Raw genomic sequence first — 23,278 nt, 5'->3', positions numbered from 1 at the left:
GTTCACGCATGAGTCACATCCACATCGAGCGAGACGGCAGCTTGGCGGTGCTGACCATTGCCCGCCGCGAGCGCATGAACTCCCTCGACGTGGAGACGGCGCGGGACTTTCGCAAGGCCGGCCTGGAGCTCGCACGCGACAAGGCCGTGCGCGCCGTGATCCTGACCGGTGAAGGCGGCATGTTCTCGAGCGGTGCAGACCTGAAGTACATCTTCGCTGGCGGCGCCGAAGCCGATCTCGACTACCTCGCTCCCGGCGCACACGGCGGCGGCTACGGCCCGATCTTCAAACAAATCCTCGAGTACATCCACAGCACCATCTCCGAGATCCGCCGCGCGCCCAAACCCTTCATCGCGGCCGTCGACGGCGCAGCGGCCGCCGGGGGGCTCGGCATCGCGCTTTCATGCGACCTGGTCATCGCGTCGGAGCGGGCGTGGTTCGAGTGGGCCTACTTCAAGACCGGCCTGTCCGGCGCCGAGAGCTCGACGTTCTTCCTGCCGCGCCTGGTAGGTTTTCACAAGGCGATGGAGCTCGCGCTCACGAGCCCACGGCTGTCGGCCCGCGAGGCGCTCGCGCTCGGCTTGATCAACGACGTCGTACCGGACGCCGAGCTCGACACAAAAGTACGCGAGCTCGGTCAACGCCTGGCCGCAGCGCCCACGGCGGCGATCGCCTCCGCCAAGGCACTGATCAACCGCGCCTCCGGTATGGACCGTCTGGATCAACACCTGGATGCGGAGCTCGCAGAGCTGGAGCGCAGCGCCAACGGGGCAAACTTCGCCGAGGGCATCAGTGCGTTCTTCGAAAAACGCCCACCCCAATTCGAGAGCGAGTGAGCGATGCACGAATACTCGATCGTCTCCGCGCTGATTCGACAGGTAGAGCTGGAAGCAGCCAACCACCGGGCGAATCGCGTCGGCCGCGTGCACCTCGGCATCGGCGAGCTGTCCGGCGTCGACCCGGAGTTGCTCGCGCTCGCCTTCGAGACTTTTCGCGCGCAGACTGTCTGCGCCGACGCCGAGCTCAGCATCCGCGCGGTGCCGGCGCTCTGGCGCTGCCCCAACTGCACCCAAGATCTGGTCGCTGGGAGCCGGCTGCAGTGTGAGGGCTGCGGGCACCCAGCGGAGCTGCGCCAGGGTGACGAGATCATGCTCGAACGACTCGAGATGGAGGTACCCGATGTGTGAGACCTGCGGCTGTGGAGATCCCGAGTTGGTTCCGGTGGAGCTGAGTCGGCAACTCTTGGCGGAAAATGATCGGACCGCACGCCACAACCGCGAGCACTTCGAAGAAGCGGGCGTGCTCGCCATCAACCTGATGGGCTCCCCGGGCTCGGGCAAGACCGCGCTGCTCGAGGCGTTGGCGCGGGCGGTGGGCACGTCGGTCAGGCTCGGCGCGGTGAGTGGAGACCTCGCCACGGACCGCGACGCGGAGCGCCTGCGGGCGGCCGGCATCCCGTCGGTTGGCATCACGACGGGCTCCGCCTGTCATCTCGACGCGCGGCTCGTGCACCGCGCGCTGCACGATTTTCCCTGGCGGGACACCGATCTGTTCTTCATCGAGAACGTCGGCAATCTGGTGTGTCCGGCCATTTACGACCTGGGGCAAGCCGCCAACGTGGTGGTGCTCTCGGTCACCGAGGGCGAGGACAAACCGTTGAAGTACCCGGTCATGTTCCTGAAGGCGGACCTGGTGGTCCTCACCAAGGTGGACTTGTTGCCCCACCTCGAGTTCGACCTGACCGCGCTCCAGGACGCCCTCGAGAAGGTCATGCCTGCACCGATGATGATCGCGGTCTCGGCTCGGAATGGCATGGGCATCGTCGAGCTCTTGTCCTGGCTCCGCGACCGACGCGGCGCGACCTCGGCCCCGCTCAGTACGATTCGTCCTGCTCGACCCGTGAAAGCACCCAGTCGAAGTCACCGCTCGTGACCTTGACCCGGCAGTGACTGCAGTGGCCCGTCATCTCGATCGCGAGCGGGGCGCCGCAGCTCGGGCACTCCGGATCGGTGCGCGGCGCGCCGCGCTTGCCGGCGCCGCGGATCAGAGTCCAGTACTCGCTGTATTGCCGCTCCCGATCACGACTGCCGCCGACCACGTTGCCCTCGCCGTCCAGGGTGAAGTCGAAGCCGGTCGCGAACACTCGCACCGTCACGGCGTCGTAGACTGCGTCGCCGGTCACTCGCGCCATCTGCACCGAGACGATGCGCGCATCCTCGGTGTAGTTCCGCAGGTGCTGCGCCTGGTACGCCTCGATCCAGTACGAGAAGCTCGCGTGGAGCCCGTCACTCAGGTAGGCCCGCGCCGCGGCGAGATCTTGCCGGTTCCAGCCCCGTGACAGCTCGTTGAACACCAGCTCGAGCCGCGCCTGGAATTTTGGCCAGCTCATCTCGGGATCCCGAAGTACGAGCTTGGCCCAGCGAGCCTTCGCCTTCGGATCGAGCACGGTCGGCAGATCGGTTCCCCGCTCCTCGGCGTGACCCGCAAGACCGGGTGCGCGGGGCTCGCGTGTCACGCTCTTGAGCTCGCGCACCTCCCAGTCGAAGTCCCCGCCGGCAACGACCTGCTTGCAATAAGAGCAGCTACGGCCGCGCAGGGCCTCGAGCGGCGCTCCGCAGCTGGGACACTCTAGCGTCCGGGCCTTGTCTTTGGGTTTGGAGAGAACGCCCTTCTTTCGCGAGAGCGTCCAGCGCTCGACGGCGTACCAGCGTCGTTCCTTCTTCTCGCCGCGCTCGGAGTAGTTGCTCTCGAACTCCAGCGTGACGCTGACGCTCTCGGCGTCACTCTTCACGCCGTTGATGGAGAGGTAGCGGAGGGCACCGATCACGATGCCGTTCACTTCCGTCCCAGAGCCGAGCTCGGCCAGAGACCGATGTGCATCCCCCGAGATCCACGGACCCAGCTCCGCCAGGGTTCCGTTGCCACGAGCGGTGTGCGCCTGGGCGTAGAGCGCGTACACGAAGTCCTCGAACAGCACGATGGAGAAGTTCGGGTCCAGCTTGGTGATGCCTTCCATCGCAACGCGCATCTCGCTCTGGCGCTGCCCCTTGACCCGGCTCGTCTCGAGCTCGGCCGCCGCCGCCTCCATCTTTTCCCGAAGGGCATCCGCCCCGGTGCCAAACTCCCGGGCCGGAGTGCCCCAGTCGCGAGCCTGCCCCGAACCTTCTCGGCTTCGGACGAGCAGCGTGTAACCCACGACGCCCCCAATCACGAGCAGGCCCAGCAGCGGATTCTCGAACAAGAGCACGACCAACCCGCCGATGTCCCCGCCTCCCCCGCTCGATGAGGAACCGCTCGACGACCAGCCGGTCGATGAGCCACTGCGTGACGTGCCGCTGCTGCTGCTGCTCCTGCTGCTGGAGCTTTGGCTCGACGAGCTACCGCTGTAGGTCTGCCCCCCGCCGGGTCGTGCAATCAGCGGCAGCGCCAGCAGCCCAATCCAGAGAACCAGCGACAGAGCGAGGATCCGTCGTTGGTTGGTGCGGCTCATCATGTCAGCCTCACAGCGTCGGACAGCTCGTTCTCGTCATCCGCTGCGCGTGGGCAGAGCTCGGAGAGGGGTGCAGCGAGCCCGTCGAGCGCCGCGACGAAGGCGGGCAGCTCGGCCCGCCCGTCGAGCACGGTCTCCAGTCGTACGAGCGCGTCGCCGAGGCCTGGTCGGTCGATCCCGAGGTCGGTCACGACGACCACCTGGCGCTCGAACATCGAAACGAACACGAGTAGCCCGGTCCGGGCACGAGTTCGACCCACGCCGAGCTCGACGAAGGCCGCACGAGCGGCCGTGCTCGCGTTGCCCTCGAGGCGCTCGCGGGAGGTGAGCAGACGTCGGACCGGTGGCACCCACATCGAGAGCGCCATGCCGATGCCAAACAGCAACGGAAACTCGAGCACAAAGCCCTCGATGCGAATGGGCGCCGGGTGAAATAGAAACAACATCAGCCCCGCGTAGGCAAAGAGGAAACCGAGGATGGAGTCTTCGCCAGCGTAGTGGCCGGAGATGGCGCGCACCGCCACCACGACCTCCGCTCCGCTCCGTCGCTCGATGCGCTCGACGGCGCGAGCGACCTCACTCTCCGCACTCTCGTCGTAGAACGCGCGCGCGGTCATCTGGAGCTACTCTCGCCCAGGTGAGTGCCCGGAGTCCAGCGGGCCATGCGCACGCAGGCGGCACGCGCCGCATCGGTCACGCCCGCAGTGCGTCGCCGATGTCGCGAGCGATGCGCTCGGTGAGCTCCCGCGCCGTAGGTGACGCCCGTGTCATCAGGAGGAATCCATGGATCATCGTTGGCACGACGCTCAGCTTCACGACCACGCCGGCCTGCTTCAGCCGCTCGGCATACAGGACCGCCTCGTCCCGCAGCGGGTCGAAGTGACAGGCGTAGATCCAGGTTGAACAGATCCCCGTCAGATCCTCGGCGAGCACCGGCGAGGCGTCGGGATGCCGGCGCACCTCCTCGGAGTCACCGAAGTAGTGCCGGTGATACCAGGCGATGGATTCACTCGTGAGCATCCAGCGGTCGCCGAGCGTTCGATGCGACGGCTGGCTGAGGGTGGCATCCAGCCCGGGGTACAGAAGCACGGCCAGCGCCGGTTTCAGCGCGTGAGACGCGGAGTGTCGCGCCACGACGGCGCTCAAATTTCCTCCGGCGCTGTCGCCCGCCACCGCAACCCGCGCCGGATCGATCTCGAGCGCCACCGCGTGCTCCACGCACCAACGAAACGCTGCCACCGCATCTTCCGCGGCCGCGGGAAACGGCTGCTCCGGCGCGAGGCGGTACTCGATGGCCACCACCCGCAGGTTCCCGCTGTCGGCGAGGCGCCGGCACAGGCTGTCGTGGGTCTCGAGATCACCTACGACCCAGCCGCCGCCGTGAAAATACACGATCGCCGGGGAAGGCTTGGCGAGGCCGGGCGGCGCGTACAGCCGCGCGCGCTGCCTGCCGCCGGGGCCGTCCCACCAGAGCTCGCGGGTGTCGATGTTTCTACTCGGAGGCGAGTCGACGGAAGCAACACTGACCCGGAGCGCACGACGCGCCGCCTCCGGCTCATTTCGCTCGACCGCGGAGTCGTTGATGAGGTCGTCGATGCGGAGCATCGCGGCCAGGTGTTCATCGACGAGCTGCCCTTCCACCGGCGCGCTGCGGCTCCGCGCCAAGCGCCGCCGCACGCCGTCTTGCGAGAGCAACAACTCCAGCGCGCGACCGCCCGCACTGACTCTGAGCCGCAGCCACGCTCGCAAGAGGTTCCTCGAGAACGCAGAGCCAGCGTGCACGGCCATGATCGTAAAGTCGCCAAGCGCCTCGGCGAAGTCAACTCGCGCCTCGACCCCGAGCGCAGTTAGTCCGTGGTCAGCTGAATGGCACCACCCAACCGGACTGCGGCGCGGTCCGGCGCGCTGAATTGCCAGCGATAACTGGCGCGCGCGTCGACCAGGAACCGCACTCCTTCGAGATCCAGGCCGACGTTGGCCGCGGCCTCGGGCGCGAAGAAACCAACACCCGTTTCCTGTTCGATGCGATCCACGAGCGCCACGTCGAACCCAAGTCCGAGCACACCAAACGCCGCGTCGGACTGGAGCCCCCCGTAGAAGATCACGGGCAGGCCCCCTCCCCAATTCAGCCGGTCACCGGACGCGGGCGCGGCCCAACCCTCGACGCCCATCAACATGCCGGCGATCAGGCCGCCGCGCCGCCGCTGGATGTCGTAGCCGCCGGCCTCGACACGCCCGTAGTAACCGCGGTCGATGCCCCGCACCCAGATCGCACCGAACGCGACGCCAACGGCGACTCCATCATGCCAGGCGTCGAAGGGCGGCGGGACATACGGCGGTACGTCGGCAGGGGGAGTGACTTCCCCGCTGGCGATCACGAGTGGTTGAGGCTGTGACAGTTCAACGACACCCGGGACCTCGGTCGCCACGTCCCCGCGAGCCGGCGGAGGCTCGGGGTGGACCGCGGGCTGGGCCATCGCGTTCGAGCCCAACGCGAACATCACGACGCCCGCGCCCAACATCGAGCTCGGGCCGGCAGCCGACGGTCCTCGGCGAGCGATCGCCATCACTTCGCCGCGGGGCGCAGCCCCGGGATCTCCGGCATCGGCGCGGTCAAGAGCTCCGTGGCGGCAATCTTCTCACGCACCTGGGACAGCTCTGTCTGGTCGGCAAAAAACGCAAGCTGCTTCCCGACGCGCGCCCGCCCAAACTCGGTCGAAGTGTTGAGCAGCGCGCGGGCCTCGCCCAACACCTCCGCCTGGATGCGCTCGCGCGAGCCCGCCGCGCGGACCTTGCGCACGACACCGCGGACCCGCCGTGTCGTCTCGATACCCTGGGTGACCGTCTTCGACAGCTCCCCGCCGCCGGGCACGATGTTGGCGAGGGCCTCGAGGTAAGTGAGGTAGTCCCCCTCGCCTCGCCAGATGTCGATCACGGCGTGGAACAGCGCTGACGTCGGGAGGTGCGTGACCGCGTCGATGGCAGTGAAGAGGACCCCTATCTGCTCGAGCGCAGCGGTCTCCTCGTGTTTTTTCCAGGCCAGGTACTCGGGGCTCGCCTCGATGCCAGCCGCCAGCTGTTTGCCGAGCGCGAGACGCTCGCGTCGGGTCGTGTCGACTTGCGGAAACTTCGGCGAGACCGGCGTCGTTGCGTCCGCGTCGTGAATCACCGACAACATCACCTGATGGATGTTCGCCGACAGGCTGCCCGAACCCGCATCCGTCGACCGCGCGCACAGGCCCACCGCCGCAATCGAGGCCTCGATGACCCCCAACCGACGGCGATCGCCCTCCAACCGGGCGAGCAACAAGAGCAGCACGCTGTCGTAGTCGTCGCGGGTCACGCGCTCTGGCAGCTGATACGGCGTCGGCGCACCCCCGCGTAGCTCGCCGAGCTCGCGGACGATCTTGAACTCTTCGATCTCCGCCTGCTCCATGGCCGAGTGAATGCGAACGAGCTGCTGCAGCAGGGTCGTCAAGGACCAGTTCAAGCGGTGGATCTCGAAGTAGTCGGTATGGATGTGCTCCCGCGCCTTGTTCCACGCCGCGGTGGCAGTCAGGCGGTCCTGCTCCGTCATCTCCGCGCTGAACGTGAGGCGGTCAGGGATCGTTCGGTCGATCTCGAATGCATTCGTCGCGGGGCTGACCCGCACGAAGAATGGGACCTCGCGAGCCTGCAACCCTCCAAGCGCGGACACTCCTTTTTGCGCGAGCACCCGATACACCCCGTGGCTGGAGGTCTCTGCGCCCATCTGCACGTCGAGGTACCGTTGAGCATGCAGCTCGTACACACCGGCAACCCACTGCTCACCCCGGAGGTGTGAGAGCGGCGTCTTCGCCGGCCGAGTGCACGCGGCCGCGGATACCGAGACCACACTCAGTGCTTGCACGAAGGCGCGGCGCGTGAGCATCAGAGCACCGTCACTCCATCGAGCGCCGCGAAGCGCTCGTGAACGTCCGCGGGGGTGCGAGTCACCCGACCTCGTGCGCCTGGCGAGCCCATCGCTCCGCCCCCCGCGCCGCCCGGGCCGCCCCGCCCGGCGTTGGCCTGCGCGTTGATGGCAGTGGAGAGCTCCTCCTCGAACCTGCCGTCGAAGAAGATGTCGATGCTGCCGCCCGGTCCTCCCCTGCCACCGCTTCCACCCGGGCCATCTGTCCCGCGCTGTCCTTGAGCCCCCGGCGGACTTCCGCTGCCGCCGGGCCCGCCCGCTCCTCCCTGACCTCCGGGCCCACCGCTGCCACCCGGGCCTCCGTTCGCGTGCAAGAGCAGGGCGCGCTCGGGCGGAAATAACAAAAAGTCGTCGATGTCGCCGACGATGCGCGCGGCCACGAGCTTGTCGTAAAACGGCGTCTTCACCAGCGTCAGGTACACTGCGAAGCGAGCCCCCGGCCCGCCGGGGGTTCCATTGCCACCCGGCCCACCGGGTGAGCCATTGCCGCCCGCGCCGCCCGGGCCCTGTTCCGTCCTCGTGGTCGAGAAGCCACCCGGCGAGGTAGCCGGCACGGTCTTCGTCGTGGTGAGCCCAGCACTACCGGGGCTACCGCTCGAGCCCTGCGCTCCCAGGGAGCCCGAACTTCCCGGTGCACCGTCGCGTCCCGCTTGTTTGATGCAGTCGTAGTCGGGTTTGTAGTTCGTGATGAAAGTGAACTTGTCCGGACGCCGACGGAACACCGTCTTGATGTGAAACTCGCGGGCGACCGTCGCGAGCAGATTTCTGTTGGGCGACAGCCACCCGTTTTCATCGAACCGGCCGGCGTCACTCTGAAATGTGAACTCTGCGAAGTCGAGATTCCTCTGCCTTGGGCTGCCAGCTCGCCAAGTCTCGAGCTTCTCGAGCTTCTGCTCACCCTCGAGCACCACATCGGCAAACACCGCCACCTGCACCGGCTCGCGCGGACAGATCGTCTTCTGATCGCGGCGGATGTCGACCCCCATGCTGCGAACCTCCGCCTTCTCCAAGGTCACCAAGCCATTGCGACCCAAGAGGAATCCGCAGGCAGCCAGCGAGGTGCACGATGCTGCGAAGAAGAGCTTGGCGGCGCGCATGAAGGAGCCGCCGCAGCATAAGCGATACGGGTCCCGCCGCCGAGCCCCGCGCGCCACTCTGTGCCAGACTCGCAGGAATGCGCCTTGCTTCCGGAGACTGCATGCAATCGCTCCTAAGAACCTCGACTCGATGGCTCGGCTGTGTGCTTGCGCTCGGCCTGGCGGTCAGTGCCTGTGGCTCGTCCTCGTCCGACGACCAACCGTCGAGCTATGCATGCAAGAACCCCACTCCCGCGAACAACGCCTACGACAGCGGCATGGTGACCTGCGAGGGTCACTGGTCGCATCGAACTGCAGCCGTCGAATGCCAGACCGCCGTGCCGAGGGCCGACTACTCCTGCAACAACAGCGGCGGGCCCTCCGGCTGCACCACGGACGCGGACTGCGCCGGCACACCCAACAGCTACTGCAATTTCGTGCCCCCCGGCGCATGTGAGTGTGTCACGGGCTGCACGAAGGACTCTGATTGCGGCGCAGGCAACCTCTGCGCATGTGATGGCGTGATGGGCTCTTGCTACGAAGCGAGGTGCGCGACGGACGCCGACTGCGGCGCAGGCAACCTCTGCGGGTCCGTCGACACGATGCCAGCCTGTGGGTTCATCGTGTTCACCTGTCAGAAGGGCAGCGACGAGTGTGCGTCCTCCACCGATTGCCCGAACAACGAGGCATGCACTGTCCAGGACGGGCACCGAGTCTGCGCGAAGGTCGGCTGCTACACCTAAACCACAGCGGAAATCCGCTGGAGGTGCACACGCCCGACAGGTTGTGTCATGGTATGTCCTGCTTTTCGAGAAGGGACGGCTCATGCTTCGTAATATCGCCCGTAGTGCTCTAGCTCTCGGTGTCTTCGCAATGTTCCCCATCGCCTGCGGGGGCGGAGACGATCGAACCTTCTCGAACTCGACGGGCGGTACCGGCGGATCCGCGGCGGGGAGCGGCGGGGCAAACACCGGTGGCAGCAGCGCGACGGGCGGTAGCAGCGGCAGCGGCGGTGCGGCCGGCAGCGACGCGAGCGCCGGCACCGGCGGCACGGCCGGCACGGGTGGCTCGAGCGACGGCGGCAAGACCTGCTCGGGAGCGGCCGAGTGCGACGACGGGCTCGCCTGCAACGGCAGCGAGACCTGTGCAGGCAACGTGTGCAAGGCCGGAACCAACCTGGCCGACGGCACGCCCTGTGCGCTCGTCGCGGACGGCGGCGTGGCCGACTCCGGCGTCAGTTACAACTGCATGGGCGGCGAGTGTCGTGCAACGTGCAAGGACGACGCCGACTGCGACGACAACGATGTCTGCACAGGCAAGGAGACGTGCAACCCGACGACCAAGACCTGCCAGTCCGGCACGCCACTCAGCTGCGACGACAAGAACGACTGCACCAAGAACGAGTGCGACAAGACCAGCGGCTGCCAGTACTCGCTGATCGACCAGGACGGCGACGGTCACGCCGCCACGAGCCTCGGTAGTTGTGGTGATGACTGCAACGACAACGACAAGACCATCTACACGGGCGCGGCTGAGCTGTGTGACAGCAAGGACAACAACTGCGACGGCAAGACGGACGAGATCGCGCCCCTCTGGTACCCGGATTGCGACAAAGACACCTTCCCCCCCGGAGGCGCGACGGGCGTCCAGGGCTGCACCGCCCCGGCGACCGCACCGCCGACCTGCCCCGGAGGCGGCTGGACGGCCAAGGCCCCCGGCCCCGGCGCCACGGACTGTTTCGACACCAACGCTGCGGTGCATCCCATGACGACGGCGGAGAGCAACGCGGCCTGGAGCACGAAACCCATTCCCGGTGCAACCACTGCGGTCGACTACGACTACAACTGCGACGGGAACGAGGAGAAACGCTACACCGTGGGGTACGTCTCCACGAGCGCGACCTGCACCTATCAGTGCAGTGGGGTGTTCTGCTACTGCTCGGGAACCGCCGGCTATACCGGCGCCGTTCCCGCGTGCGGAGCAGCCTCCACCTACACGAGTTGTAGCCTCGGGGTTAAGTTTTGCACGCGCTCGACGCCGGCCAACAAGACTCCAAGCGGGCGCTGCGCCCGGCATCGGCGGGCTCCCCCCGGCAGGACCGCACGGCGACACGGTTGACCCGTCCTTGCGCGCACGCCGCCGGGCTGAGTCCACGTCGCACGCGCGCGCGAGGGGGGGCTGCCCGTTTGGCGGCGCTCCGCACGCGCGCCGTCACGGGATTGCGGAGGAAGCCGCCCGACAGGCTGCCCAACTTCCGTGCTCGCAGGCCGCGATACGCAGCGCCGACGCGCGGCGATAGAGCCGCCGTTGTTCATCCCAGCTACGGAGAACGCTTGCTCCCCACCGGTCGGATCGACGAGCGCCCCAGCGCGACCGCGGTTCGGTATGCTGCCGGCGTGGGCGCACGCGGTGAAACGGACAGGGTTGTACGAGCTGTCGTCGGGGCAGTGCTGGCGGTGTGCATCGTGATGACCGTCGTCTGGTGGCGCAAGCGGGCCGAAGATCGCGCGGCCGTGCGGGGAGCGATGCCCGGCTGCATCGCCCGGCTCGGGTCGGAGGCCGAATGTGACGCACGCTTCGACAAACACCATCGCGAGTGTTTCACCTACAACAACAAACCGGCTGGGAAATTCTCACCGAGAGCGTTCGACGAAAATGGGTACCTCGAGTGTGTCATCGCGAGCCCGGAGCCCTGGGCAGCGGCGCGCCGCGCCGCGCGAGCCGAACGCGAGAAAGCCGAGCGCAGGCAGCTGCGCTGAGCGCTGTCGACACGCACGCATCGAGCCGTGACACACGGCAAGGCTGCCGCACGACGGGCCCTTCACCCAGCGCGAGAAACCAGGTTGCGGCCCGCGTGTTTCGCGGCGTACAGGGCGTGGTCGGCGGACTCGAGCAAGGAGTCCCAGGCAGCATCGTCGTTTCCTGCCGCCGCAACACCCACGCTAACCGTGACATGCACGTCGTTCCCGCGCACGGAGAGCGGGAGCCGGTCGACGCTCATCCGGATGCGCTCGGCGAGGATCAGACCGTTCCGCAGGGTCATGTCGCGACAGAACACGACGAACTCATCGCCACCGAAGCGCACCAGAGTGTCCTCCGGTCTGAGCAGGCGCTGTACGTTGGAGGTCACGATTCGCAACACCACGTCGCCGAACACGTGCCCGTGGGCGTCGTTCATCGCCTTGAATTCGTCGATGTCCAGCAATAAGAGCACGAAGGGATACCCGCGCCGCTGCGCCAGCGCGCGCTCCGCTTCAAACCGATGCTCGAAGTGGCGACGATTGTAGGCTCCGCTGGTCGGATCTCGAACCGCGGACTCGTAGAGCTGTTCCGCTGCCTCTTCTTCGGCTGCCGACTTGAGATTGAACATGAGCTCGCTGTCCGACCCGATTCTGACGTGATCGCCGTCCTGCAGCCGAAGCGGGGACTCGATTCGCTTGCCGCCGACCCAGGTGCCATTCCGGCTCTGAAGGTCCTGGACATAGACTTGCTCATCGATGCGGAAGAACCTCGCATGCCGCAGCGAAACCGACTCTTCGGTCAGCCGGAGGTCCGCGTCGGCGCCACGGCCAACGCTCAGCTCCCCGTCGCCGATACGGACCAGCTTACCTGTGTCGTCTCCGCTCATGAGGGTGAGCGACGGGTGGTCCCGTGCCGGACGATCCGCGTCGGCGTTGCCAAGGGCTTCGGTCAGCGTGGGAACTTCATCCGGATCACCTCTGTGCACCCGCGATGGCTCGCGCCGGCCACCGGCCGAAGTCTTGCGTGTGTCGTCCCTCATCTGAACACCTGCCCGCGCCGAAGCGCGTCGTTGCTGCGACTGAGTAGTTGCGGGATCGCTTCCCCCCGCCGGGTCACGAGCCGCATTAGAATGGGGCGCGTCGGCGTAGGCCGCAAGGGCACTTTACGCTTCGCGAACGGTGCAACTTCGTGCGACACGTCCTGTCGCAGTTGGCAACGGCCGCTCGAATGCACCGCGTCCGGACAGACCCTGCGAAGAGTGCAAGTTCTGCGGTCAGCGCGCGCTCATTCGCGCGTCACTCGAGCGTCTGACCCGGATTCGGTTGTCCCGGACTTGCCATGGCGGTCGCGTTCCAGCTGAACGCAACGAACTCGTGTCCCGGACCGGTGAGCGAGAGCGATGTGCCGACCGCCGACGTCGACGGTTGCGAGACACCAATGTCCGTCGAGGCAAGGCCAACGGCGGGGCCGTTCGTCGGCGTGAACGCCCCCTCGTAGGACAGGAACTGTACGACCTTGCCCTGGGCATCGACCAGCGCGACACCGTCCGGCTCGCCGACGCCATCGGCGCCGCCGTTTTGCAGACCCGCGATCGGCAGCCAGACGACACCAAAACCACCTTGCTGGCTCGGCAGTTTGCCCTCGAGTGAGACACTCTTGTACGTGCGGAGCTGTCCGGCCTTGCCGTTGTAGAGCGCCAGGCTGAAACCGGTGAGGTCGGCACCGGCCGTGCCCGCGATCTCGACGCCTTCACCCACATCCGTGCCCGCGTTGTCGTAGTGGATTTCGTTGATCCAGACGACGGGCGCTGCGGGCGGCTGCGCACCGCAGGCCAGCGTCTTCGGCGCGCACGCCTTCGTAGTGATGGTGTCGCTGAAGCGGATGTCGAAGCAGTTGTAGCCCGTCGGGCAGTCGTTATTGCTCTCGCACTTGGTGGCGCAGTGCTTGCTGCCGCCGCCGTAGTCCACACACTGGGTGTCGAAGCCGCCGCACTCACTCGCCGCCGCGCAGGGCTCACACAGCTTCGAGAAGTCCGCGAACGGGTTTACCCGCGGGTTGTCGTCGATTCCGTGTACGCCGTAGAGGGGCGTCATCCAGTACTCGTTGTTCAGGTTGCGCAGGATCTCGCCGAACATCTTCGGCTTCAGCTGACCTGCGTTGTCCTGGTTCATCACCGCGTCGAGCAGGACCTTGCTGGTGCGTCCCTTACCGGCGGCGTTCGAGAAGCTGGTGGTCGTGATCACGTCCAGATCCATGCGCCCTTGTTTGACCGGGTTCTGGTACAGCGAATCGGCCACCATGTAAGTGTCGCAGCCGCTCGCGAGCACGACCTGGTAGAAATTCTCCGGAATGCTGAGACCCGGCAGCTCGGTATCGTCGAGCTCACCCGTGACGGTCTTGTTCCAGTCCGAGAGCGAGAACCCGTACAGCGGCCCAGCGTGGCCCTCGTAGATCACGATCTGCCGCTCACCAAAGGCCTTGATCATCGAAGCCTTCAGCTGACCTGCAAATGTCTCGTTGGTGGGGTCGCCCTGGCCCGGGTGAACCAAGAGCACGGCAACGGGCAGCTCTTTCCCGTTCACCTTGATGGTCTTCGTGAACTCCCCGGAATCGAGCTTCAGCTCGTCGTAGCTGCCGACCGGGCTCTTGAACCCCTCGTCCTGGGTGAGCCAACGGTAGAGCTCTTTGGCAGTCTGCAGATCGAAACGCCCGTCGTTGTAGTCCCAGCCGACGTAGATGCCGACGCGGAGCGCGCCGCCCGCCTTGGCCAGCTGATCGGGAGCAAACAGCTTCGCGTACTCGAGGTAGGCGTCGTTCGAGCGTGGGTAGGGTTTGATGGTGAGCTCGAGCGTTTCTTTCTCGCCGGTGTAGGTCTCGGGTTTGTAGGCGTTGAACGGTGCCTTGCGGTACCACTCACTGCCGGTCGTCAGCTGGCCCAGCGTCGAATTCGGCAACACCGGCACGTCGAGGGTGAAACACTTGTCCTCGCCACAAGCCTGGGTCGGGATCTGTTTCAAGAGGTCGAGCGGGCCCGAGAGCTCACTCGTGAAACGATAGCTGAACTTCCCGTCCTGATCTGGCGCAGACACCTCGAGAGCTTCGTAACTCTCGGGACGAGTCATGGCGGTGAAACCACCCCAGTCTTCGTTGGCCGCGTCGTGCTTGGCGATCACGTACTGATTCAAGAACCAGGCGATGGAGAAGTTCTTGAGGGTGATCGACTCGAGCGAGCACACCTTCTGGGCGTCCGGCTCACCGGCGTGGCGGGCGAGGCAGTCGGGCTCGATGCTGGCGATGGTCGTACCGGTGACCGTGTACTCCTGCGCGTTGGTGCTGAAGTAGTTGTCGGCTTTGCCCGGCGGAACAAGCGTGCCCGTTTTGTCGCTGCCGCCCCCTTCACCGCTATCTCCTCCTGAAGAACAACCTGCGACTGCAGCCAGCAGGGCAGCGGCGGAGACACGAGCAAACGACACTTTCATGACAACCTCCAGAACAGCACGGGCACGCCGTGATACGGCCCGCCAGGCTCGATACTTCCATGATGTGCGCGAGGTCGCCACCCGCCGTGGCGCTGGCGAGTGCGGGCCCACGTGCGCTTCGCAGCGCGTCGCTGCCCGACGGCGGTGAAGTCAGCCAGCTTGCTGCGCGTGCGTGGCAGGCTGCACCGGATGCGCGCGCTCCCGAAGCAAAGGCCACCTGGTGGGCCGGCAACGACGGACGACGCAAAACCGGCGCAGAGCCGCGAGAATTTGCGGACCACGAGCCCGCGCGCCACCGGACCCGATTTGCCCGGGCCCGCGGAAAGTCGCAAGCTCTCCCTGGGCGGGGCGTCTAGACAGGCAGAGGGGATGCAGATGCAACTTCGGTCGAGGTTCCTCACAGCGATCGCATTCGGTTTCGGCTGCAGTGTCTTGCTCGGCTCCTGCTCTGCGAGCTCGGGCGGCGACTCGGCGGCGGGCGCGGGCGGGGGCGGGGCCGGCGGAGCCGGCGGTTCGGGCACGGGCGCCGGTGGCAACGGTGGCAACTCCGGGACCGGCGGGGGCATCAACCTGGACAGCGGCCTCGGCGGCGGCGGCGGCGGACTCACCGACGGGCAGGTCTGCAACTCGGTGTCGCAGACCGCCGACAACAAGCTGCGCCCGGTCGACATCATCTGGGCGCTCGACACCTCCGACAGCATGGTGGGCGAACTGCAGCAAGTCGAAGCGAACATGAACACGTTCGCCAACGCCATTGTCCAGAGCGGCATCGACGTGCACATCGTGCTGATCGCGAAACCCGGCAACCCGACTGATGGTTCGATCTTCAACCCGGACCCGGGCGTATGCATGGATCCGCCGCTTGGCACCGGAGCCTGTCCAGGCGGCTCGAAACCGCCGCTCTATCAGCACGTCGAGGTCAGCGTCGGCAGCAACAACGCGCTGAACAAGCTCATCGAGACGTACCCGACCTACAAGAAGACTCTGCGCCAGAACTCGGTGAAGTACTTCGTCGTGCTCAGCGATGACGAGGCCAAGGATGGCCCGAACAACTCTGCCGCGGCGTTCACCCAGTCGGTCAATGGCCTCGACCCCGGGTGGTTCGACGAGTGGAAGGTCTTCGGCATCTACTGCACGGGGAGCTGCGGCGTGTTCCTGGCCTGCGCGGCGACAGGCAACGTCTACAAAGATCTCGTCAACCAGACCAAGGGTGTCACTGGCGATCTGTGCGGCAACAACCAGAACTTCAGCCCCGTCTTTACCGCCATGTCGCAGGCCGTGGTGTCGAACAAGACCGTCGACTGCGCCTGGGACATCCCGCCCGCGCCGGCTGGCCAGACCTTCAACCCGAACATGGTCAACGTGAACTACACGGCCGGCGGCACGGGGACCGCACAGCCCATTTTTCACGTGGACAAGGCCGCGGACTGCACCGCCGCCGGCGGCTGGTACTACGACGACAACGTGAGCCCGAAGAAGGTGCTGGTGTGCCCGGCAACCTGCTCGGCCATCCAGGCCGATTCGAGCGCACTGATTGACGTTTTGTTCGGCTGTGCGACGGTCAACGTTCCGAAGTGACGAAGCGAACGGCGACTCACACGTGGAGAATCAGGCGCGCGGCGCGCTGCCTGGGGATCCGACGCATCATGTGGGCAGCCGCGCACGCGTTCGAGGCAGCCCATGTACGATGAAGATGTCTTCGCAGCGCTCCGCGGCTCGCGCCCCGCAGACCCGGTCGGTATCTCCGACATCTTGCGGGCCGTCGACGCGCGGCAGCGTCTGGTGCTCACGCTGGATGAGCTAAACGAGAGCCTGGCGTCGTTGATCCACGAGGGCCGAGCGCAGCAGGTTCGGCCCGGGTTCTTCGCCGCCGGACGCGGGTCGCAGACCCTCACGCCGGTCGTGAAGAGCCAGTTCGACGCGGCGCTCGCGGAGTATCAGGGTCGCTTCGACGGAGTGTCGGCCGGCGACGACGACGACGATTCCGGAACCATACTCAAGCTCTGTTTCACGACCACGACCAAGAAGCCGAGCACTCGCGCGCTCGATGACTTCACGGAGGCGCTCGAGCGAAACATCGGGAGCGTGGCGGACGTGCTGGGCTTCGAGATGGGAAGCGACGTAGTGGAGCTTCACATCCTGGTGGACGAGGGTGAGCCCGTCGAGACGGTCGCCGCTGCCTGCGCCCTGGCCGCGAGCGCGTGGGATCAGGTCGACGGCTACCGCATCGTCATCGCCGACGCGGAAGGTAACGAGCGCGAGTACCCGTAGAGCCGAGACCGAGCCCAGAATTGACAGCCCTCCGCGGACGCTAGAAGCTCCGATCGAAAGGCGCTCGAAGGTTGAACAATTTCACGAGACTCCCCCTGCTCCTGCTCTTGACCGTCCCGCTCGGCTGCAAGGACAAAGCGCCGCCACCGCAAGAGACGGCTCCGCGCCACAAGAACCGTGAAGAGGCGCTGCAGGTGTTCGAAAAACATCGCGAAGAGTTCGTGCGCTGCGAGAAGCTCCGCAAGATGCTCATTTCCGCTCCGTCTGTTTCGGCGAGCCCCCCGTCCGCTTCGGCTAGCAGCCGCCCCGCCCCGGCAGCCGCCGCGTCTGTTTCGTCGTCGCCATCCGCCTCCGGGAACCCGGCGCCGGTCTCGAGCGCAGCCGTCATGTCCCAGCGCTGCGACCTACAGTTCTGGAAGGACGTGAAAGAAGACATGGGGCCCTACGACCAGGCCGAGGTCGACGTGTGGTGGGCCGAGTGGCGGAAGGGAGTGAAGATCGAGTGAGCATGCGTGAAATGCCGTGTCGCTCCGCTCGGGAGCTCGTCGCCACTGCGGCGCTGGTCCTCCTGCCGCTCCTGGCGTGCAAGAAGAAACCGCCGCCCGACACCAGCCCCAGCCCGCCCACGGTGTCGACCACTGCGGCCCGGGCGAGCGAGCTCAAACCCAAGATGAAAGCGCGCATCGACAAACTCGCTGCCATGGCGCTGAAGGCCAAGTCCGAGCCCAAGGTGCGCAAAGAGCGGCCTTTGAAGACCAAGCTCGACAAGGAAAAGTTCATCGTGATCGGGGAGAAGTGGCTGGACAACGTCCACTACGAACCCGCTACCGGAGAGATCGATCTCGACAACACCACACTCTCGCTGTGTGGCTACGCCCTGGACAAGGCGGAACCAAAGGACGATGACCTGAAATACTTCGACGAGTGCCTGAATTGGGAGCACGTCGCGGTGGTGCGCTCGCGCCGGATCATCTTGCCGGTCGTCAAGATGGCGACCAAGACCTTCGAGCCGGGGCAGCTGGATGGCGATCTGCTGCTCTTCGACCTCGCGAGCGGCGAAATCGTCGGGCGTTACCTCTTGGGCATCACCAACTCCGACGAGCTCAAGTGGTTCGAGGGCAAGCCAGAGTCGGACTGGAAAGACGAGTCGAAGCGCGACCTGGTCAAGAACGTCCAGAGTGTGGTCGAAGAGCGGCTGCTGCTGGAGCGGGACTCGAGCGGGACTCCGGACTAGAGCAGGCCCAGCAACGGAGAGCCACGTGCCCCACCCGAGTGATACCTGGCCGAACCTGGCCGAAGACTCCTTTCAGCCCATCGACGACAACAAGCTGTTCGGCGGCGCGCCGAGCACACACCCGCCGCGCATATTGCTGCTCTCTGGGTCACTGCGAAAGCGCTCCTACAGTCGTCTGGCAGGCGAAGAAGCGGTGCGCATTCTCCGCCGGCTCGGCGCCGAAACGCGCACGTTCGATCCGAGCGGTCTACCGCTGCCGGACGACGCGGACGCAAGCCACCCGAAGGTCGCCGAGCTCAGGCAGCTCGCGACCTGGTCAGAAGGGATGGTCTGGTCCACGCCCGAGCGGCACGGCGCCATGACCGGCGTGATGAAAGCGCAGATCGACTGGATCCCTCTGGCCCTGGGAGCGGTGCGCCCCACACAAGGCAAGACCCTCGCGCTCATGCAAGTGTGCGGCGGCTCGCAGAGCTTCAACGCGGTCAATCAGCTCCGAATTCTCGGACGCTGGATGCGCATGTTCACCATCCCCAACCAGTCGTCGGTGCCCAAGGCGTTTCTGGAGTTCGAGGACGACGGTCGCATGAAACCCTCGGCGTATTATGACCGAATCGTCGACGTCATGGAGGAGCTGATGAAATTTACGCTGCTGCTGCGAGACCGAAGCGGGTACCTCACGGACCGCTACAGCGAGCGCAAAGAGAGCGCCGAAGAGCTGTCGAAACGCGTCAACCAGCGAAGTCTTTGAGCGCGGGGGCCGGCGCCGAACGCCGCTGGGCCAGGTGGCGAAACACCACCACGTGCCCCGCAACGGCAGCGGTCACCATGACGGCGGGGAGCCACACGTACGGGAAGAACAACACCCAGGTATTCAGCGACCCATCGCCGAAGGCGCGCAGCATGGGCGACGTTGCCAGGGCAACCACGGCGATCACGCTGAGCGCGCACAGGCCGAGTACGTTCCAGAAGACGACCACTGCGCGCGGGACGTCTCCGCGCTTCAGGAACGCCGCCAAGAAGAGCGCGCCGGCTCCCGTCACGATGTCGAAGTTGTACCCCGAAAAGGACATCTGCACCGGCATGACGCCGCTGCGCGCGGCTTCGTGCATCACGAGCTCGAGCGGGAACCGCAGGCCCTGCGCTCCGACCAGCAGCCAGAGCGGCAACGTGGCGAAGAGCTTGCCGACGCGCGACAGGCCAAGGGCTACGCCACCGCCCAGGATGAGCAGCAACATGACGACCATCGGCGGAGGGCGCAGATCGAAGCGCTGGAGCTGGCCAGAGAGAGCCGCCGCCGCCGTCAGCGCCATCCACGTAGCAACGCCAAGCGAGGCCAGGCCCACCTGCCGACGGGTAACCGCTGGCGTGGCTCCACCCAACTGGGCCGCGTGACGGACCCCGAGCACGAACAACACCGCCATCGCCACCGCCAGGGCCGGAATGCCGAACAACACCAGCGCAGGGGCCGGGGCGAGGGCGAATTGACTCGACATGCCAAGAGCTATACTTTATTTTTTAATAGTGGCAAGTGCCAAAACTAAAGCCTCGACGCCGCGGCGCTCTTATCACCAGTTCTGCGGGCTAGCGCGGGCGCTGGACGTGCTGGGCGAGCGCTGGACGTTGCTCATCGTCCGGAACCTGCTGCTCGGGCCACGTCGCTATTCCGATTTGCTCGATGAGCTGCCGGGCATCACCACCAACCTGCTCGCGCAGCGCCTGAAGAGCCTGGAGCACGAAGGCCTGATCGCAAAACGCAAGCTGGGCAAACCGAGCGGAGCAACGGTGTACGGTTTGTCCGAAACTGGAGCGGCGCTCGAGCCCGCTCTGATGGAGCTGGCACGCTTTGGCGGTCGATATCTCGACCAGCCGCGACCCGACGACCGCGTGGACATTGGCTGGGCGCTACTGTCGATGAAACGCCGCTACATCGGGAACATGCAGCTTCGGGTCGCGCTCTGGGCCGGGGAGCGTGGTTTCGACATCGAAGTGAGCCCGGACCGCGTGCGCATCACCGAAGGTGACCCCGCTGGCGCGCAGGTCACGCTTCGCGGCAGCGTCGACACGATCTTCGCTCTCTTGTTCTTGCAGCGCTCCCCCGCCGCGCTCGAAGCCTCGGGACACCTCCAGGTCGAGGGCTCACGCCGCGCTTTTCGCGAGTTACTGCGGGCGTTCCCGCCGTCGAAGAACCCCGCCACGCTGGGGGCGCGCGCGACACTGCGTTGAGCGGGCCGCTCAGCCGTCGAGCTCCGCGAGATCCGTGCTGAGGAAGACCTCGTGCACCTCGAGCACACTCGGCCCCGCGAACATCTCCTTCGGGGCGCGGTTCTTGTGCGCTTCGCCGAAGGCGGGGCTCTTGGTCCAGGCTTCGAAGTCCTCGAAGCGGCGCCACCAGGTCTTGACCTCGTAGTGGCCCTGTTTCTCGGGGTCGGGCACGAAGCCACCCGCCTCGTGGTCGAATTTCATCGGCTTCGGCCGGTGGACTTCGTTGCGCACGAAGCCCGGCGCTTGGTCGACGAGATGCACGCGCTTGCGAAAGCGATCCTCGAAATCGATTTCATGTCCTTCGGCGACAGGGATGCGATTGGTGACGACGATCAAGAGCGGCCTCCGGGCGCAGCCGAGCATGACGGAGAGGGCGCGTCCATTGCGGCTGCCCATCGGTCGTGATCTTCGACCGAGCAGGCGCTTCGGCTCCCCTCGCCCGCTCGCGAAACTGGCCCCCCGCGCCAGGCTGCGCCAGCACGGCACACGGGCCGCGCCACCGCCGCGGAGCTTTGGGCGCCGGCTGAGACCAGCGGTGCCCGCACGGAGTGCCGTTTCCAAAAACACTTCCGCAGGATTTTCAGCGCTGCGCCGCCGCCTGGCCCGCTAAGCGGTCAGAATCATTTGAAGGCATACTAATTGCGTGCGCGTGGCACGGGAGGTGCTCAATGCGTTCGCTCTCGATTGGACCGCTGACCCTGGTGGTCGCACTCAGTGCACTGGGCTGTAGTGGTGGCGACGATGACAGCGCGGGAACCGGCGGAACCGGAGGGGTCGGCGGCACCGGCGGCACGGGTGGCACGCCCACTTGCAGCATGGACGACAGCTTCGATCCCGCAAAGTGTGAGGCCACCTACCCCGAAGGTCAGTGTGTTCAGTACGTCGACGGCGAGGCAACGGCGTCCGGCGACGGCTGGTCGTGGAAGAGCGCGGTTCGCAGCTTGAACGAAGGCATCGAGCGCGCGCGTTGTGGCGCGCTCACGAACTCGAGTTGTGATCGCTGGCAGGTCTGGGTGAAACGCGGCAGCCACTACCTCCATCAGAACTGCCGCCTGAACACCGTGCGTCTGCGAGCGGGAGTGGATGTCTACGGGGGATTCGTCGGCAACGAGTCTTCACTCGACGCGCGCGATTTCTCGGCTAACGAGACGGTCCTCGACGGGCGGGACGGTCCGGACGGCGCAAATCACGTCTTTCACGTGGTCACGGGCGCTGACGACGCCCTGCTCGACGGGTTCACGATCACCGGCGGCCGCGCCGATGACGACCTCGAGCAGCTCAATCGTAACGGCGCGGGGATGGGCAACCTGAACAGCTCCCCGACCGTGAAGAACTGCTCCTTCCGCTCGAACTACGCGAGCGAGCACGGCGCCGGGATGATGAACTTCGGGAGCTCTCCGACCGTGACGGCTTGTTCGTTCGTCGACAACGAGGCGGGTGCCAGCGGAGCGGGCATGGCGAACTTCGCAGGCAGCAACCCGACCATCTCCGACTGCACGTTCGACGGAAACGCCGCGTCCAAGTTCGGCGGTGGCATGAGCAGCTCAGGGAGCGCGCCCGAGGTGGAGAGCTCCCACTTCGAGAACAACACGGCGGTGAGCAGCGGTGGTGGCATCGGGACTACCTCGAGCGAGCTCGTCGTGGTCGACTCGACATTCACGAAGAACGTGGCCCACGCGGGCGGCGGGATTCACGTGTCGGGCGGCTCCGCCAAGGTCACCGGCTCGAGCTTCGAGGAGAACCAAGCGGTGGTCTCGGACGAGGACAAATGGGCGGAGGGGGGCGCGCTTGCTGCAGAGGGTGTTGTCACGCTGCTGAACGACACGTTCACCAAGAACGTCGCTGCCGAGTCCGGCGGGGCGTTGAAGCTGGGCGGTACGCTCCCCAGCTCCGTGAAGGGGGCCACGTTCACCGGCAACCAGGCCGACTACGGTGGGGCTCTGAGCGCCTGGAAAGCCACGGTCAGCGTCGAAGCGAGCACGTTCACCGGCAACGAGGCCATCGCCCAGGCCGGAGGCGCGATCTGGTTCGGTCAGAGCGAGCTTCAGATCGACGATTCGGTCTTCGAGAACGGCAAGGCCGGAACCAGCGGCGGTGCCATCCACGGAGACGACGGAAAGCTGAGCGTCAAAACCAGCAAGTTCACCGAGAATTCGTCGGGAACCCAGGGCGGCGCCGTGACCAAGCTCGCAGGCAGTGCGGAGTTCTCGGGCTGCTGGCTCGGCGGCAACAAGACCGGGACCTTCGGGGGTGCTCTGGCGATGGGAATGGGCGCGAGCGTCTCGCTGCAGACGAGCGCATTCTTCTCCAACTCCGCGCCCAACGGCGGCGCGATCGAAGCGGGCAGCGCAGGGCTGCTCTCGCTTCTCAACTGCACTCTTGCGGGGAACACGGCAGAAAACGCCGGCGGCGCGGTCGTGAACGCCGAGGAGCTCAGCATCGTCAACAGCATCCTCTGGGCCAACCTGCCGAACGAGATCGACAACAGCGGCGGGAAATCCCTGGCCGTCACCTATACCGCCATCAGCGGCGGGCACGCCGGCACGGGCAACCTCGACAAGAACCCCACGTTCGTGGATCTCGCCGCAGGCAATCTTCACCTGAGCGCCGGCTCGATCTGCATCGACGTGGCCGACGGGAAGCTGGCCCCGGCCACGGACCTGGATGGGAAACCCCGAGTCGACGATCCGTCGACGCCAAACGGGCCTGCGTGCGGTGCCGCGTGTGCAGATCTGGGAGCCTACGAGTTCCAGCCCGGCGCTTGAATTGTTTCGA

Annotated in this window: 23 protein-coding genes; 13 read left to right on the top strand and 10 right to left on the bottom strand. The window is 66.2% G+C overall.

Annotation, left to right across the window (positions count from 1 at the left end; translation table 11 throughout):
* Positions 1-8 precede the first annotated feature (8 nt).
* Genes IPI67_37650 through hypB form a run of 3 tightly spaced genes read left to right on the top strand, consistent with a single transcriptional unit; the run spans position 9 to position 1,932 of the window.
* Positions 9-836, top strand: a complete 828-nt coding sequence (locus IPI67_37650) for an enoyl-CoA hydratase/isomerase family protein (GenBank protein MBK7585899.1) — start codon at positions 9-11, stop codon at positions 834-836.
* Between the two features lie 3 nt (positions 837-839).
* Positions 840-1,187 (top strand): hydrogenase maturation nickel metallochaperone HypA, encoded by a 348-nt coding sequence (gene hypA / locus IPI67_37645; GenBank protein MBK7585898.1) that lies wholly within the window; start codon positions 840-842, stop codon positions 1,185-1,187.
* The gene (hypB, locus tag IPI67_37640) at positions 1,180-1,932 is read left to right on the top strand and encodes a hydrogenase nickel incorporation protein HypB (protein MBK7585897.1); all 753 of its coding nucleotides are present in this window, start codon (positions 1,180-1,182) and stop codon (positions 1,930-1,932) included. Before hypA ends, hypB begins: the two co-directional genes overlap by 8 nt.
* On the opposite strand, the gene IPI67_37635 is transcribed toward hypB, so the two are convergent.
* The 6 genes from IPI67_37635 to IPI67_37610 all read right to left on the bottom strand — a co-directional run bounded on the left by IPI67_37635 (position 1,874) and on the right by IPI67_37610 (position 8,536).
* Entirely contained in the window at positions 1,874-3,493 is a 1,620-nt protein-coding gene (locus tag IPI67_37635; GenBank protein ID MBK7585896.1) for a TIM44-like domain-containing protein, read from the bottom strand. The genes hypB and IPI67_37635 overlap by 59 nt on opposite strands.
* The gene (locus IPI67_37630) at positions 3,490-4,107 is read right to left on the bottom strand and encodes a hypothetical protein (protein MBK7585895.1); all 618 of its coding nucleotides are present in this window, start codon (positions 4,105-4,107) and stop codon (positions 3,490-3,492) included. The genes IPI67_37635 and IPI67_37630 overlap by 4 nt, the downstream gene beginning before the upstream one ends.
* 76 nt (positions 4,108-4,183) lie before the next feature.
* Positions 4,184-5,272, bottom strand: coding sequence for an alpha/beta hydrolase (locus IPI67_37625; GenBank protein MBK7585894.1), 1,089 nt, complete (start codon positions 5,270-5,272; stop codon positions 4,184-4,186).
* 65 nt (positions 5,273-5,337) lie between these two features.
* Complete coding sequence (locus IPI67_37620; GenBank protein MBK7585893.1) at positions 5,338-6,057, bottom strand: hypothetical protein; 720 nt, start codon at positions 6,055-6,057, stop codon at positions 5,338-5,340.
* On the bottom strand, positions 6,057-7,400 hold the full coding sequence (locus IPI67_37615; protein MBK7585892.1) for a hypothetical protein: 1,344 nt from the start codon (positions 7,398-7,400) through the stop codon (positions 6,057-6,059). Before IPI67_37615 ends, IPI67_37620 begins: the two co-directional genes overlap by 1 nt.
* Positions 7,400-8,536 carry a hypothetical protein gene (locus IPI67_37610; protein ID MBK7585891.1) on the bottom strand — a complete coding sequence of 379 codons (1,137 nt, stop codon included), beginning with the start codon at positions 8,534-8,536 and terminating at the stop codon, positions 7,400-7,402. Before IPI67_37610 ends, IPI67_37615 begins: the two co-directional genes overlap by 1 nt.
* A gap of 101 nt (positions 8,537-8,637) precedes the next feature.
* Between IPI67_37610 and IPI67_37605 the strand changes: the two genes are divergently transcribed.
* The 3 genes from IPI67_37605 (at position 8,638) to IPI67_37595 (ending at position 11,274) form a co-directional block, all read left to right on the top strand.
* On the top strand, positions 8,638-9,258 hold the full coding sequence (locus IPI67_37605) for a hypothetical protein (protein ID MBK7585890.1): 621 nt from the start codon (positions 8,638-8,640) through the stop codon (positions 9,256-9,258).
* 505 nt (positions 9,259-9,763) lie between these two features.
* Positions 9,764-10,633, top strand: coding sequence for a putative metal-binding motif-containing protein (locus tag IPI67_37600; GenBank protein ID MBK7585889.1), 870 nt, complete (start codon positions 9,764-9,766; stop codon positions 10,631-10,633).
* Between the two features lie 350 nt (positions 10,634-10,983).
* Entirely contained in the window at positions 10,984-11,274 is a 291-nt protein-coding gene (locus IPI67_37595; protein MBK7585888.1) for a hypothetical protein, read from the top strand.
* A gap of 62 nt (positions 11,275-11,336) precedes the next feature.
* On the opposite strand, the gene IPI67_37590 is transcribed toward IPI67_37595, so the two are convergent.
* Together IPI67_37590 and IPI67_37585 are read right to left on the bottom strand one after the other, a co-directional pair.
* Entirely contained in the window at positions 11,337-12,296 is a 960-nt protein-coding gene (locus tag IPI67_37590; GenBank protein ID MBK7585887.1) for a GGDEF domain-containing protein, read from the bottom strand.
* Between the two features lie 256 nt (positions 12,297-12,552).
* Entirely contained in the window at positions 12,553-14,736 is a 2,184-nt protein-coding gene (locus tag IPI67_37585) for a hypothetical protein (GenBank protein MBK7585886.1), read from the bottom strand.
* Positions 14,737-15,111: 375 nt separating this feature from the next.
* Between IPI67_37585 and IPI67_37580 the strand changes: the two genes are divergently transcribed.
* The 5 genes from IPI67_37580 (at position 15,112) to arsH (ending at position 18,989) form a co-directional block, all read left to right on the top strand.
* Positions 15,112-16,314 carry a hypothetical protein gene (locus IPI67_37580; GenBank protein ID MBK7585885.1) on the top strand — a complete coding sequence of 401 codons (1,203 nt, stop codon included), beginning with the start codon at positions 15,112-15,114 and terminating at the stop codon, positions 16,312-16,314.
* Positions 16,315-16,416: 102 nt separating this feature from the next.
* On the top strand, positions 16,417-17,007 hold the full coding sequence (locus tag IPI67_37575) for a hypothetical protein (protein ID MBK7585884.1): 591 nt from the start codon (positions 16,417-16,419) through the stop codon (positions 17,005-17,007).
* A 71-nt stretch (positions 17,008-17,078) separates the two neighbouring features.
* Positions 17,079-17,513: a hypothetical protein gene (locus IPI67_37570; protein MBK7585883.1), complete on the top strand. Its 435-nt coding sequence runs from the start codon at positions 17,079-17,081 to the stop codon at positions 17,511-17,513.
* Positions 17,514-17,515: 2 nt separating this feature from the next.
* Complete coding sequence (locus IPI67_37565; GenBank protein MBK7585882.1) at positions 17,516-18,241, top strand: hypothetical protein; 726 nt, start codon at positions 17,516-17,518, stop codon at positions 18,239-18,241.
* A 55-nt stretch (positions 18,242-18,296) separates the two neighbouring features.
* Positions 18,297-18,989, top strand: coding sequence for an arsenical resistance protein ArsH (gene arsH / locus IPI67_37560; GenBank protein MBK7585881.1), 693 nt, complete (start codon positions 18,297-18,299; stop codon positions 18,987-18,989).
* Here the strand turns inward: arsH and IPI67_37555 are convergent.
* Positions 18,970-19,734, bottom strand: a complete 765-nt coding sequence (locus IPI67_37555; protein ID MBK7585880.1) for a hypothetical protein — start codon at positions 19,732-19,734, stop codon at positions 18,970-18,972. The genes arsH and IPI67_37555 overlap by 20 nt on opposite strands.
* Here IPI67_37555 and IPI67_37550 point away from each other — a divergent pair.
* The gene (locus tag IPI67_37550) at positions 19,733-20,464 is read left to right on the top strand and encodes a transcriptional regulator (protein ID MBK7585879.1); all 732 of its coding nucleotides are present in this window, start codon (positions 19,733-19,735) and stop codon (positions 20,462-20,464) included. The two genes, IPI67_37555 and IPI67_37550, sit on opposite strands and share 2 nt — an antisense overlap.
* Positions 20,465-20,473: 9 nt before the next feature.
* Here IPI67_37550 and IPI67_37545 read toward each other — a convergent pair whose 3' ends face one another.
* Positions 20,474-20,839 (bottom strand): antibiotic biosynthesis monooxygenase, encoded by a 366-nt coding sequence (locus IPI67_37545; protein MBK7585878.1) that lies wholly within the window; start codon positions 20,837-20,839, stop codon positions 20,474-20,476.
* A gap of 332 nt (positions 20,840-21,171) precedes the next feature.
* On the opposite strand from IPI67_37545, the gene IPI67_37540 reads away from it, so the two are divergent.
* A complete protein-coding gene (locus IPI67_37540) occupies positions 21,172-23,268 on the top strand; it encodes a right-handed parallel beta-helix repeat-containing protein (GenBank protein MBK7585877.1) in 2,097 nt (698 codons plus the stop codon).
* Positions 23,269-23,278 lie beyond the last annotated feature (10 nt).

The sequence above is a fragment of the Myxococcales bacterium genome (genome assembly GCA_016706225.1).
Lineage (GTDB): Bacteria > Myxococcota_A > Polyangia > Polyangiales > Polyangiaceae > JADJKB01.
Note: the sequence above shows the minus strand (reverse complement) of the source record. Positions and strands in the feature narration are given on the sequence as shown.

What these genes read in the sequence shown, in the direction of transcription:
- IPI67_37650 (MBK7585899.1), top strand. Translation starts at nt 9, where the DNA reads ATGAGTCACATCCACATCGAGCGAGACGGCAGCTTGGCGGTGCTGACC.
- hypA (MBK7585898.1), top strand. Translation starts at nt 840, where the DNA reads ATGCACGAATACTCGATCGTCTCCGCGCTGATTCGACAGGTAGAGCTG.
- hypB (MBK7585897.1), top strand. Translation starts at nt 1,180, where the DNA reads ATGTGTGAGACCTGCGGCTGTGGAGATCCCGAGTTGGTTCCGGTGGAG.
- IPI67_37635 (MBK7585896.1), bottom strand. Translation starts at nt 3,493, where the DNA reads ATGATGAGCCGCACCAACCAACGACGGATCCTCGCTCTGTCGCTGGTT.
- IPI67_37630 (MBK7585895.1), bottom strand. Translation starts at nt 4,107, where the DNA reads ATGACCGCGCGCGCGTTCTACGACGAGAGTGCGGAGAGTGAGGTCGCT.
- IPI67_37620 (MBK7585893.1), bottom strand. Translation starts at nt 6,057, where the DNA reads ATGGCGATCGCTCGCCGAGGACCGTCGGCTGCCGGCCCGAGCTCGATG.
- IPI67_37615 (MBK7585892.1), bottom strand. Translation starts at nt 7,400, where the DNA reads ATGCTCACGCGCCGCGCCTTCGTGCAAGCACTGAGTGTGGTCTCGGTA.
- IPI67_37610 (MBK7585891.1), bottom strand. Translation starts at nt 8,536, where the DNA reads ATGCGCGCCGCCAAGCTCTTCTTCGCAGCATCGTGCACCTCGCTGGCT.
- IPI67_37605 (MBK7585890.1), top strand. Translation starts at nt 8,638, where the DNA reads ATGCAATCGCTCCTAAGAACCTCGACTCGATGGCTCGGCTGTGTGCTT.
- IPI67_37600 (MBK7585889.1), top strand. Translation starts at nt 9,764, where the DNA reads ATGGGCGGCGAGTGTCGTGCAACGTGCAAGGACGACGCCGACTGCGAC.
- IPI67_37595 (MBK7585888.1), top strand. Translation starts at nt 10,984, where the DNA reads ATGACCGTCGTCTGGTGGCGCAAGCGGGCCGAAGATCGCGCGGCCGTG.
- IPI67_37590 (MBK7585887.1), bottom strand. Translation starts at nt 12,296, where the DNA reads ATGAGGGACGACACACGCAAGACTTCGGCCGGTGGCCGGCGCGAGCCA.
- IPI67_37585 (MBK7585886.1), bottom strand. Translation starts at nt 14,736, where the DNA reads ATGAAAGTGTCGTTTGCTCGTGTCTCCGCCGCTGCCCTGCTGGCTGCA.
- IPI67_37580 (MBK7585885.1), top strand. Translation starts at nt 15,112, where the DNA reads ATGCAACTTCGGTCGAGGTTCCTCACAGCGATCGCATTCGGTTTCGGC.
- IPI67_37575 (MBK7585884.1), top strand. Translation starts at nt 16,417, where the DNA reads ATGTACGATGAAGATGTCTTCGCAGCGCTCCGCGGCTCGCGCCCCGCA.
- IPI67_37565 (MBK7585882.1), top strand. Translation starts at nt 17,516, where the DNA reads ATGCGTGAAATGCCGTGTCGCTCCGCTCGGGAGCTCGTCGCCACTGCG.
- IPI67_37550 (MBK7585879.1), top strand. Translation starts at nt 19,733, where the DNA reads ATGCCAAGAGCTATACTTTATTTTTTAATAGTGGCAAGTGCCAAAACT.
- IPI67_37555 (MBK7585880.1), bottom strand. Translation starts at nt 19,734, where the DNA reads ATGTCGAGTCAATTCGCCCTCGCCCCGGCCCCTGCGCTGGTGTTGTTC.
- IPI67_37540 (MBK7585877.1), top strand. Translation starts at nt 21,172, where the DNA reads ATGCGTTCGCTCTCGATTGGACCGCTGACCCTGGTGGTCGCACTCAGT.